This window comes from Pedobacter sp. 01N416 (genome assembly GCF_056399685.1).
In genome coordinates this window covers 1-2,241 of the sequence record NZ_JBFTRT010000711.1, presented here as the reverse complement: position 1 = coordinate 2,241, position 2,241 = coordinate 1, and the positions used below count along the sequence as shown (strand labels likewise).

The following is a 2,241-nucleotide window of genomic DNA, read 5'->3' as shown; positions in this document are numbered from 1 at the left end:
CATTAATATTGTTTGAGGTATATACCCGATCATTATCATCGATTACGATACAGGCCACTTGTTTAATCTGGTTAATCAGCTCGAGCCCTACTTTTACGCCCATTACCACAACTGGGGTAGCCAGGGCATCTGCTAGCTCAGCACTGGGACAAATAATACTCACGCTCTTCACCCCACTTACCGGAAGCCCCGTTTTGGGGTCAATTGTATGCGAGTAGCGCTTCCCACCTATAGTAACATATTTTTCATAACTGCCAGAAGTGGCAATCGCCATGTTACTGATTTTCAGCGAAGAAAATGGCCTATTGGTCTGTTCCGGATCGGCGATACCTACTGTCCACGAATGGCCATTAAGCTGTGTACCCCAGGTAACCAGATCACCTGCAGCATTTACAATTCCACTGTTTATCCCCATTTGCTGTAGGATGAGTTTAGCTTTATCGGCTGCATAGCCTTTGCCAATTCCACCAAAGCCAATTCGCATACCTTTATTTCTGAGCAGCACAGTTGCATTCTTTTTGTCAAGAATGACGTTTCGGTAATCTATTAACCCAACAGATGCCAATGCCGTCTGTTCATCAGGCAAACTGCTCATGTTTTGATCGAAATTCCAAAGCCGTTTATCTATCGACCCATAGGTAATATCGAAAGCACCGTCGGTAATTTCCGATATCCTGATCGACCGTTCAATAAGCGCTATCACTTCATTGTCGACTTTTACAGGCTGTAAACCTGCATTTTCATTGATCAAACTGGTCTGGCTAAGATCGCTGAAAGTTGTTAAAAGATATTCTATTCGCCTCACCTCTGCTACTGCGGCATCTATCGCCCGATTACCTGCCTGCTCGTTTTCAGCGATCACAGTAAACTCAAAACGGTTTCCCATGAGCTTGAGTATCCGGTTTACAGAAACTGACTTAGCCATCCTGAATTATTTTTTTAGTTTATAGATTTCAGAAACGAAAGCCTGTGCGCTCTCGTCCGGGAATCCATCCCAGCTTTTGAGTACTTTCCCATTTTCATCTACCAGAACCGTGAAAGGAAACTTGCCGTCCCTGTTATATATTTCTGCTAATGATTCGTTGAGTTTGATCTGTTCTTTTGGAAGCTGGTTTTTCTTCTGTCGTGGAAAATCGGCCCTAACCAATAAAAGATTGGCAGCGGCGTATTGTTCAAAGCTTTCGGATTCTAAAATCTCTTTGCGCAGGCGGATACATGGGCCGCACCAATCAGAGCCAGAAAAATTGATCAGGATCTGTTTGTGCGTAGCTTTAGCTTGTTTCTGCGCTTCTGAAAAATTCCCTATCCACAATGTTGGAACGGCAAACAGCCCAAAAAGGGCAACAAAAAGTAATTTCATAACTAAGAATAAATTTTTAAGGTAGTCCCCGTAAGTTGGGTATTATAAACAGTTAATGAGCGGGAGGCGGGTCCATTGGTCACAGCTCCATTTTCGGAAAAGGTTGCTCCATGGTTGGGGCAATAAAAGCGGCTGTTTGATGATTGATAAGTCAAAGTATAGCTTTCGTGCGTACATGAACGCTGAACAGCAATATATGTCCCAGTTTTGGTCTTTGCGACGATGACGCCGTTTGACACCAAAGATCCACCATTGCTTAGCAGTGCTGCATTAGCGGCCAGGCTTAAATCCAATGTAAAATTCACCCCTGTAGGGCCTGTAGTATCTGAAGAGCTGCTGCCTTCAGTTTTCTTACAACCGATACAGTTAATCAGGGCAAAGGCCGCAGTACTCATCCCAATGCTATTAAGAAAATCTTTTCTATCCATGTCCTTTTATAGTGAATATGCAATATCTTAAAATACTTAGCCAATGTCTCGACAGATAACTGTTTGATAGCGAAGAGCAAAGGCAAAAAAATATTTGTAAAATTCTATCTATAAAAAGTTATTAGCTTTCCTAATCCTTATAAATCTTATACTCATGTAGAGCATCTGAGTGAAGACCTCAATCCTTTGTAACAAAACTATGGACGAAATCTGAAGACATTCTGAAGTTTAACCGAAGATTATGTTAATTTTTGTTAATAAAAACAGTTAGTTAGAATCACATTACGATAGTAGGATTTAAGCAAACTGAATTACCCTGCCCGTTCCATTTTTAAAAAGAAAGCCACAACCAGTTGATCTTTAGCCCGGATGAGCCTGCCTATTTTTTTTGAAGGAATCAGATGAAAATCAGAAAAATTAATGGCTTGTTGTCCTATCAGCTCGATAGTGCCC

The 2,241-nt window shown here is 41.5% G+C and carries 3 protein-coding genes; all 3 read right to left on the bottom strand.

The genetic code is table 11. The features are described from left to right. The coding region (locus AC1DND_RS26190) for an FAD:protein FMN transferase (protein ID WP_477585568.1) at nucleotides 1-925 on the bottom strand (925 nt) is incomplete at its 3' end. A gap of 6 nt (nucleotides 926-931) precedes the next feature. Beyond that, complete coding sequence (locus tag AC1DND_RS26185) at nucleotides 932-1,360, bottom strand: thioredoxin family protein (RefSeq protein WP_477585566.1); 429 nt, start codon at nucleotides 1,358-1,360, stop codon at nucleotides 932-934. 2 nt (nucleotides 1,361-1,362) lie between these two features. Further along, nucleotides 1,363-1,788: a QcrA and Rieske domain-containing protein gene (locus AC1DND_RS26180; protein WP_477585564.1), complete on the bottom strand. Its 426-nt coding sequence runs from the start codon at nucleotides 1,786-1,788 to the stop codon at nucleotides 1,363-1,365. Between the last annotated feature and the right edge of the window lie 453 nt (nucleotides 1,789-2,241).